This window comes from Flavobacterium sp. (assembly GCF_028712645.1).
Classification (GTDB): domain Bacteria; phylum Bacteroidota; class Bacteroidia; order Flavobacteriales; family Flavobacteriaceae; genus Flavobacterium.
The window spans coordinates 1-6,852 of record NZ_JAQTPQ010000195.1; the positions used below are offsets into that span (position 1 = coordinate 1).

The following is a 6,852-nucleotide window of genomic DNA, read 5'->3' on the forward strand; positions in this document are numbered from 1 at the left end:
GATGGTTTGGTGCGTGTTTCCGTAGGATTAGAAACCGTGAAAGATGTAATTGCTGATTTGGAACAGGCTTTGGCTTAAAATTTATAATTATTGATTCCTGCAAAATAGCCCACGGTTTAAACCGTGGGTTTTGTGTTAAATTTCAGATTAATTATTTTATACTAAATATGATAGAAGAATTCATAACATTTCAAAAATTTAATGATCAAGATTCTGCCTCGGAACTGGGGGATTTTTTCAAAGAAAAAAAACTAGAATATGTACTTGAGGATAATTCTTTGAGTTTTGATCCAACTTTTGCAAATAATGGATTTGGAAAAGAGTTTTGTATCAAACTAAAAAAAAGTGATTTTGAAAAAGGAAATGCTTTTTTAATTGAAAAAGCAGAAAGTGAAAGTATCGAAATTGATAAGGATTACTATTTATTGAGTTTTACTGACAAGGAGTTATTTGAGTTAATTGCTGCTAGTGATGAATGGAGTCAGTTTGATGTTACTTTAGCTAAAAGATTATTAAAAGAAAGAGGAAAAGAAATTACTCCGGATGAAATTGAAAAAATCAAAAGCAAAAGAATTGAAGAACTTTCTAAACCAGAAGAAGGACAAACTACATATATAATTATTGGTTATATTACTGCTGTTCTGGGTGGTTTTTTAGGAATATTTATAGGTTGGCATTTGGCGACATTTAAAAAAACATTGCCAAATGGGGATAGAATTTACGCTTATTCAGAGAATGATAGGAAACAAGGAAATCGTATTTTGATAATAAGCGTTGTGTTTTTTGTAATTTGGCTTTTATTTAGGTTTCTAAAATAATCAAACATTTTCAAAAATGCTCTCAAAAAAAACAAAATACGGAATCAAAGCTTTGACTTTCTTGGCACGCCGAGAAGATCAAACGCCTGTTGCTATTGCTTAAAATTTTGATTTTCCAAAAAACAATTCGTTTGTCGAGCAATGTATTATAAAACTAATTATCTTTACAATCCTAGTACAAGAAGTTTCTTTTCTGTAAATTAGCAATTATGAACACAATACAAATTGATATTTTAAATCCGAAAGCGGCTAAATTGTTAAAAGATTTGGCAGACTTAAATCTTATTGCTATTCGTAAATCTCCAAAAAATGATTTCGCTGCGGTTCTTAAAAAATTGCGTGGAAAAGATGCTTTAGTGCCATCGTTAGAAGAAATTACAAAAGAAGTTGAGTTGGTCCGAGCAAAACGTTATGCCAAATAAAGTTAGTCGAATAATTTTAGACACTAATCTTTGGATAAGTTTTTTAATTTCAAAAGATTTCTCCAAACTTGATGAACTGATTTTTGAAAAAAAAGCAGTATTGGTTTTTAGTAAAGAATTACTCGATGAGTTTTTAGAGGTAACTAAAAGACCTAAATTTAGAAGGTTTTTTTCAAAAATAGATGTAGAAAATATTCTAGAAACTATTGATGAATATGCTGATTTTGTTATTGTAAAATCAAAAACCACTGTTTGTAGAGACCCAAAAGACAATTTCTTGCTCTCACTAGCAAAAGATGGAAAAGCGAATTTTCTTTTAACAGGAGATAGGGATTTGTTAGACATTGAGGTATTTGAAAAAACTTCGATACAAACAATTTCAGATTTTTTATCCCGAAATGACCTTGAAAAAATAAATCTTTAAAATGCTCTCAAAAAAAACAAAATACGGAATAAAAGCGTTGACTTTTTTGGCACGCCGAGAAGATCAAACACCAGTCGCTATTGCTGATATTGCAAAAGCGGAACATATTTCAATTAAGTTTTTAGAAAGTATTTTGTTACTCCTGCGTCATTCTGGTTTTCTTGGAGCCAAAAAAGGAAAAGGCGGCGGTTATTATTTGATAAAAGAACCCAAAGACATTAATATGGCAAAAGTCTATCGTATTCTCGAAGGACCCATTGCCTTGTTGCCTTGTGCCAGCCATAATTTTTATGAAAAATGCGATGATTGCACAGATGAAGCGACCTGCGCCGTCCGTAAACTAATGATGGAAGTTCGTGACAATACCTTGATGATATTGGAAAACAACACCCTTGCCGATATTGCTTTTTAGTCTATTTGGATTTAATGAAACCTATATTTTTTCCAGTTTTGACTCCCTCTCCTTTGGAGAGGGTTGGGGAGAGGGTGAAAATCCGTTTTTATCGGTTTAAATCCGTGTGTCATTTTCAAAATTGGTGCAAGTAACGATAGTCATATTAATGAAACCTATATTTTTTCCAGTTTTGACTCCCTCTACTTTGGATAGGGTCTAAAAAACCAATTTATATCCCGCGAAAAATAACATTATCGCGATAGCATTTCTTAGAAATACATCTGGAACTTTTCCGCTCAACAAACTTCCTATAACAATTCCAGGAAGCGATCCCATTAATAGCTGTCCTAATAATGCAAAATCTAAATTTCCCATTGAGGCGTGTCCTAATCCTGCCACAAGAGTTAAAGGAACTGCGTGAGCAATTTCGGTTCCAACTAGGCGAGGAGTAGGCAAAAGTGGATACAAGAAAAATAAAGTAACCGTTCCTAAAGCACCAGCACCAATCGAAGTCAAGGTCACAGTCACTCCCAGCATTATTCCAATAGCGACCGTTAACACATTCTGAGTTTTACTCTCTTTATGAAATTTGTCACCAGCGTGCTTTTGAGAAAATATTAAAAGTCTTTTTTTGAATAAAACGGCCACCGAAGTAAAAAGAAGCGCCCAACCCAAACTGTATTTTATGATTGCATTCATTGCTGTCGTATCGGTTTTCAGGTTGTGAAGAATCAATAAAGTCAGTAAAGCGGCAGGAATACTTCCTAATGAAAGCCAACCCGTGATAGACCAGTTAACAGTCTGTTTTTTATGATGAATATAAACTCCTCCTAATTTTGTAAAAGCCGCATATAATAAATCGGTGCCAACAGCAGTTGTTGGCGGAATACCAAACCATAATAAAATGGGTGTCATCAAAGAACCGCCTCCAACGCCTGTTAATCCAACTACAAAACCAACTGTTAAACCTGCAATTACTAATCCTATTTGAAAATCCATAAAATAAAAATTTCGACAAAAATAACACAATTAAACAATTATCCTATAGACAAGATAGACTATTTGAAAAAATAAATATTTTTATCTAAAAAACAACAGATATTATTTTGATATATAGAAATTAATAGTACTTTTGCGGACTAATCTACTAAACCGATAGGATAATAGATTTAATAAAACCAAATCCGCTTTTCACCCTCTCCTTTGGAGAGGGTTGGGGAGAGGAAAAAATAGAAATAAAATGAGTTCAACATTAGTAAATACATTAGTAGAAAAAACCAAAGGATTTTCCATCGAAGAAACTTTGTCTTTTTTGGCCAATGAATATAAAGGAAAAGTTGTTTTTTCGACTTCTTTTGGGCAGGAAGACCAAGTGATTACGGCTTTAATTGCAACAAATGATTTGCCAATTACCATTTTTACTTTGGATACAGGAAGATTATTTCAGGAAACCTACGATGTTTTTCATAAGACCTTAAAAAAGTATAAAAAAGAAATCAAAGTTTATTTTCCAGAAGCATCAGCAGTAGAGAAATTACTTGAAGAAAAAGGACCAAACAGCTTTTACGATTCAGTCGAAAACAGAAAAGAATGTTGTTTCATTCGAAAAGTAGCACCATTGATTAAGGCTTTGAAAGGAAATGCTGTTTGGATTACAGGTTTGCGAGCGGAACAATCAGAGAATAGAAATGATTTATCTCTTTTTGAATACGACGAAAAGTTCGAAATCATAAAATTCAATCCATTGTTAAAATGGACATTGAAAGAAGTCGAAGATTATTTAGAAAAAAATAACGTGCCACAAAATGCACTTCATAAAAAAGGATTTGTTAGCATTGGTTGTGCACCTTGTACCCGAGCAATCACACCAGACGAAGATATAAGAGCTGGAAGATGGTGGTGGGAATCCAGTCATAAAGAGTGTGGGTTGCATCAAAAATAAATAAAAATTAAGATTTATATATAAAATAAAAACAGCCACGAATTTCACGAATTAAAAGAACTTGTTGAATTAGTAATTAGAAAATTCGTGAAAAGTGGCAAAATACAAATACAATGAGTTCCATATTAAAAACAAATGCTCTCGAAAGCGAAGCGATTTACATTTTTAGAGAAGTTATTTCTCAGTTTGATAAACCAGTTTTGCTTTTCTCTGGAGGAAAAGATTCTATTACATTAGTGCGTTTAGCACAAAAAGCTTTCTTTCCTGCAAAAATTCCGTTTCCATTATTGCACGTTGATACAGGACACAATTTTCCTGAAACGATTGAATTTAGAGATAAATTGGTTGCTGAATTAGGATTGGAATTAATTGTTCGAAATGTGCAAGATTCCATCGATGAAGGAAAAGTAATTGAAGAAACTGGTCGTTATTCAAGTAGAAATATGTTGCAAACCACTACACTTTTAGATGCAATTGAAGAATTCAAATTTGATGCTTGCATAGGTGGAGCGCGTCGTGATGAAGAAAAAGCTAGAGCCAAAGAACGTATTTTTTCGGTTCGTGATGATTTTGGACAATGGGACGAAAAAAATCAACGACCTGAATTATTCGATTTGCTGAACGGAAAAATCGAGAATGGTCAAAATGTTCGTGTTTTCCCCATTTCTAACTGGACCGAATTGGATGTCTGGAGTTATATCGAACAAGAGCAAATCGAAATTCCATCAATTTATTTCTCGCACAAAAGAAAAACTTTCTTGCGTGACGGATTAATTTGGTCACATTCCCCTTTTGTTTATCAAGAAGAAGACGAGGAAGTAGAAGAAAGAATTGTTCGTTTTAGAACTGTTGGAGATATGAGTTGTACGGCTGCAGTTGAATCGTATGCTGCTACAATTGCAGAAGTTGTTGGCGAAATCAGAACTTCTACCATTTCAGAAAGAGGAGCCAGAATAGACGACAAACGTTCTGAAGCCGCAATGGAGAAAAGAAAACAACAAGGATACTTTTAGAATACCAATTGAAAGATTTAAGGATTTAAAAATTAAAAGATTTAAGGAAAGGAGTTTTTAGAACTTGAAACTTTAAACCTGAAACAAAAAATATAAAATGGAAGTTTTAAAAATAGCAACAGCAGGAAGTGTAGACGACGGAAAGAGTACATTAATCGGGAGATTATTATACGATACAAAATCGTTGACTACCGATAAAATTGAAGCAATAGAAAAAAGCAGCAAACAAAAAGGATACGATTATCTTGATTTTTCATTGGCTACCGATGGTTTGGTTGCTGAGCGTGAACAAGGAATTACAATTGACGTAGCACACATTTATTTTTCGACAGCCAAGAAAAGTTACATCATTGCAGATACACCGGGTCACGTTGAATATACCAGAAATATGGTTACCGGAGCTTCGACTTCGCAAGTTTCTATCATTTTGATTGATGCTCGAAAAGGAGTTATTGAGCAAACCTATCGTCACTTTTTTATCAATAATTTATTGCGTGTCAAAGAAGTGATTGTTGCCGTAAACAAAATGGATTTGGTTGATTATTCTGAGGAAGTGTACAACAAAATCAAAGCCGATTTTCAAGCCTTGAATGCTAAAAGCACGTTCAAAGAACAAGTGGTAAGTTACATTCCGTTAAGCGCCATCAATGGTGGAAATGTGGTGGATAAATCAGAAAATATGCCTTGGTATGATGGACAAACTATTTTGGAACATTTAGAAGGTCTAGAGCCAAAAGATGTTTTCGAAAAGGGAGAAGTTCGTTTCCCTGTTCAAACGGTGATTAGACCAAAAACCGAAGAATACCACGATTTTAGAGGATATGCCGGAAAATTATATGGGAATAATATTAAAGTAGGCGATGCCGTAACGGTACTTCCTTCATTGACCGAATCGAAAGTTTCGAAAATTCACTTTTTCGATAAACAATTTGACGAAGCTACAGCGGGTTCTTCGATAGTTTTGGAATTGGAAAATGACATCAACGTAACTCGTGGTGATATGATTGTGAAATCAGAGGAACTTCCAAGGATCGAAAAAGACATCAACACCACGATTTGCTGGATGGACAGCAAAAAATTGGTTGCAGGAACAAAATATATAGTTCAGCACAACACAAATCGTATTTTGGCAAAAATAGATGCTGTAAAAAACACGATTTCTACCGATTATTCGGGAACTAAAGAAGCGACACAATTAAGCATTAACGAAATTGGCGAAGTCAATATAAAATTAAGCAAGGCTTTATATTTTGATGCTTACACCGAAAACAAATCAAATGGTGCTTTTATCTTGATAGATGTGGCAACCAATACAACCGCTGGAGTTGGATTTATAAAATAGTCCTCATCCCAGCCCTCTCCGAAGGAGGGGGAGCCAATACCGGATTAGTGTTGGTTTTGATTTTTGTAAAATAAAAAGTAAAAAGTTAAAAAATAAATATTAACATATAAAAATACCAGACTAGACACCCCCTCCTTCGGAGGGGGCTGGGGGGAGGATAATTATGCAGAGTTTTAGAACCGAAATAGAAGACCCAATTGTCCAAAAAGACATCATAGATTTAGAAAGAAAAATTGCTTTATTCCGTGACGGGAAAATTGACGAGGAACGTTTCCGTAGCTTACGTTTGGCTAGAGGAGTTTATGGACAACGTCAAGAAGGCGTTCAAATGATTCGTATCAAATTGCCTTTTGGGAAAGTTTCAAGCGAGCAATTAGTGCGAATTTCAGATGTTTCGGACGAATATTCTAGAGGCCGTTTGCATATTACAACTCATCAGGATATTCAGATTCACTATGTAAGTTTGGATAGAACTCCTGAGCTTTGGGCTGAATTAG

General features: G+C 34.3%; 9 protein-coding genes and 2 pseudogenes. 10 read left to right on the top strand and 1 reads right to left on the bottom strand.

The genetic code is table 11. The features are described from left to right. The 6 genes and pseudogenes from PHC28_RS13705 to PHC28_RS13725 form a co-directional block, all read left to right on the top strand. A partial coding sequence (locus PHC28_RS13705; protein WP_300101712.1) for a PLP-dependent transferase occupies nt 1-78 on the top strand: 78 nt, incomplete at its 5' end. Nucleotides 79-167: 89 nt separating this feature from the next. Further along, entirely contained in the window at nt 168-818 is a 651-nt protein-coding gene (locus PHC28_RS13710) for a hypothetical protein (RefSeq protein ID WP_300101672.1), read from the top strand. A 16-nt stretch (nt 819-834) separates the two neighbouring features. Beyond that, nucleotides 835-918, top strand: a pseudogene (locus PHC28_RS18360) (transcriptional regulator); the annotation flags it as partial. Between the two features lie 109 nt (nt 919-1,027). Then, nucleotides 1,028-1,240, top strand: a complete 213-nt coding sequence (locus PHC28_RS13715) for a hypothetical protein (protein WP_300101677.1) — start codon at nt 1,028-1,030, stop codon at nt 1,238-1,240. Then, complete coding sequence (locus tag PHC28_RS13720) at nt 1,230-1,664, top strand: putative toxin-antitoxin system toxin component, PIN family (RefSeq protein WP_300101681.1); 435 nt, start codon at nt 1,230-1,232, stop codon at nt 1,662-1,664. Before PHC28_RS13715 ends, PHC28_RS13720 begins: the two co-directional genes overlap by 11 nt. Before the next feature lies 1 nt (nt 1,665). Then, entirely contained in the window at nt 1,666-2,076 is a 411-nt protein-coding gene (locus tag PHC28_RS13725; protein WP_300101686.1) for an Rrf2 family transcriptional regulator, read from the top strand. Between the two features lie 198 nt (nt 2,077-2,274). On the opposite strand, the gene PHC28_RS13730 is transcribed toward PHC28_RS13725, so the two are convergent. After that, complete coding sequence (locus tag PHC28_RS13730) at nt 2,275-3,057, bottom strand: sulfite exporter TauE/SafE family protein (protein ID WP_300101690.1); 783 nt, start codon at nt 3,055-3,057, stop codon at nt 2,275-2,277. A gap of 241 nt (nt 3,058-3,298) precedes the next feature. Between PHC28_RS13730 and PHC28_RS13735 the strand changes: the two genes are divergently transcribed. The 4 genes and pseudogenes from PHC28_RS13735 to PHC28_RS13750 all read left to right on the top strand — a co-directional run. Continuing rightward, nucleotides 3,299-4,000, top strand: a complete 702-nt coding sequence (locus tag PHC28_RS13735; protein ID WP_300101695.1) for a phosphoadenylyl-sulfate reductase — start codon at nt 3,299-3,301, stop codon at nt 3,998-4,000. A 113-nt stretch (nt 4,001-4,113) separates the two neighbouring features. After that, the gene (gene cysD / locus PHC28_RS13740; RefSeq protein WP_300101700.1) at nt 4,114-5,013 is read left to right on the top strand and encodes a sulfate adenylyltransferase subunit CysD; all 900 of its coding nucleotides are present in this window, start codon (nt 4,114-4,116) and stop codon (nt 5,011-5,013) included. A 97-nt stretch (nt 5,014-5,110) separates the two neighbouring features. Further along, nucleotides 5,111-6,355, top strand: a complete 1,245-nt coding sequence (locus PHC28_RS13745) for a GTP-binding protein (RefSeq protein WP_300101705.1) — start codon at nt 5,111-5,113, stop codon at nt 6,353-6,355. A gap of 163 nt (nt 6,356-6,518) precedes the next feature. Next, a pseudogene (locus PHC28_RS13750) lies at nt 6,519-6,852 on the top strand (nitrite reductase); the annotation flags it as partial.

Excerpts from the sequence above, each read along its gene's own strand:
- PHC28_RS13710 (WP_300101672.1), top strand. The coding sequence starts at position 168 with ATGATAGAAGAATTCATAACATTTCAAAAATTTAATGATCAAGATTCT.
- PHC28_RS13715 (WP_300101677.1), top strand. The coding sequence starts at position 1,028 with ATGAACACAATACAAATTGATATTTTAAATCCGAAAGCGGCTAAATTG.
- PHC28_RS13720 (WP_300101681.1), top strand. The coding sequence starts at position 1,230 with ATGCCAAATAAAGTTAGTCGAATAATTTTAGACACTAATCTTTGGATA.
- PHC28_RS13725 (WP_300101686.1), top strand. The coding sequence starts at position 1,666 with ATGCTCTCAAAAAAAACAAAATACGGAATAAAAGCGTTGACTTTTTTG.
- PHC28_RS13730 (WP_300101690.1), bottom strand. The coding sequence starts at position 3,057 with ATGGATTTTCAAATAGGATTAGTAATTGCAGGTTTAACAGTTGGTTTT.
- PHC28_RS13735 (WP_300101695.1), top strand. The coding sequence starts at position 3,299 with ATGAGTTCAACATTAGTAAATACATTAGTAGAAAAAACCAAAGGATTT.
- cysD (WP_300101700.1), top strand. The coding sequence starts at position 4,114 with ATGAGTTCCATATTAAAAACAAATGCTCTCGAAAGCGAAGCGATTTAC.
- PHC28_RS13745 (WP_300101705.1), top strand. The coding sequence starts at position 5,111 with ATGGAAGTTTTAAAAATAGCAACAGCAGGAAGTGTAGACGACGGAAAG.